Genomic DNA, 1,501 nt, shown 5'->3' on the forward strand with positions numbered 1-1,501 from the left:
GAGGCGGGCCCTACCGACAGGAGCCGGCCGCTCCCACCCAGGTCGGGCTGGACCAGGCCCACTGGTCGTTCAGCTGGCGCACCCGCACGTGGTAGAAGTCCCCGTCGCCGCCTGGGCGTTCGTCGGTCAGATCGAGTTCGGCGGTCGCCTCCCGGTCGGGCACCGCCCGGTCGAAGCGGTAGGCGCCGGAGACGAATCCGCCGGTGAATCCGGTCCGCGCGCCGTCCAGGAGCTCGCCGACGGCGTGGGCGGTCTCGACGCCGTTCACGACGGCGACCAGCCGGGTGCGCGCGTCGCCCTCGACCCGCAGCGAGAGTCCCTGGGTGCTGTCGGTGGCGGTGTTGGGGTTGCCGTCGGTGACCGTCCGCAGCCGGACCTCGCCCGGCGCGGTGCGCTCCCACGAGGACGGCCGGTAGGTGTCCGGCTCGGCCTCGGCCGGGGCCACCGTCTCCGGGCCGCGCAGCCGGGGCTGGACGTCCAGCAGCCGACCGCCCTCGACCCGCAGCGTGACGTCCCAGTGCACCGGTTCGCCGCGCCGGCCCCAGCCGACGGCGAGGCCCAGGGTGCCGGTGAAGGCGTCCGAGTCCCTTGTGCCGGCCAGGAGTTCGGGGCGGCTGATCCGGTGGATCGGCACGCCGTTGCGCAGCAGCTCCACGTGGTCGAGGGCGTCCCGGCCGTGCACGGTGACGTGGATCCGGCGGCGGTCGGCGGAGGCGGTCTCGGCGCCCATCGGCGCTCCGTTGACGGAGGTGGCGAGCAGGATGCGGTCGCCGGTGATCGCGTAGGTGCGGCGCCGCTGGACGGCGTTCCAGATTCCTTCGCGGGTCAACTCCGGCGCCCACACGGCCAGTCGGCCGTGCCCGTGGCTGCCGGGGAAGGCGCTGTGGTGGTCGGTGGAGCCGATCAGCCCGAAGCGGTGGCCCAGACGCAGGCCGTGGACGGCCGTTCCGGCGGCGGTGCGCGGGCCCATGGTGTGCAGGTAGTCGCGGGGAGCCTCGTCCGACTCGGCGCAGCCGTGCATCGACATCATCTCCACCACCGGGGAGAACTCCTCGGTGTAGGAGGCCCAGTCGATGCCGCGGCGGGCCGGGCCGTAGCCGATGTGGTGCGGCAGCGCCCAGGTCCGTACGCCCCGGGCGCCGAGCACGCGCAGCCGGGCGCGCAGTTCCTCCAGGTTCGCCGCCCGGATGATCTCGCCGCGCGGGCCGTCGAAGTACACGCAGTGGTCGCCGTACGCGAGGCTGTGCCACTCGAAGGACTGGAAGGTGACGAAGCGGCCGTCCTGGTGCACGGCGGCCGTGACGTCCTGGACGTGTTCCCAGAGCCGGGCCAGCCGGGCGAAGCCCTCGGTGTGGTAGTCGACCAGGCTCGCCAGCTCCGGGGTGCGCTCGGGCAGGTCGTGCCACCAGCCGTGGCCGGTGACGCTGGCGAAGTCGAGCTGGAGCCTGGCGTTGGCGTAGGCGTCCTCGATGCTCCCGTGGCCGTAGCTGATGCCGCAGTG

1 protein-coding gene is annotated in these 1,501 nt (G+C 73.9%); it reads right to left on the minus strand.

From position 1 onward, the window contains the following. Nucleotides 1–10: 10 nt before the first annotated feature. Nucleotides 11–1,501, minus strand: a 1,491-nt coding sequence (locus tag J0670_RS37860) for a DUF3604 domain-containing protein (protein ID WP_207817304.1), incomplete at its 5' end; no start/stop codon positions are given.

This window comes from Streptomyces sp. FH025 (assembly GCF_017427025.1).
Classification (GTDB): Bacteria; Actinomycetota; Actinomycetes; order Streptomycetales; family Streptomycetaceae; genus Kitasatospora.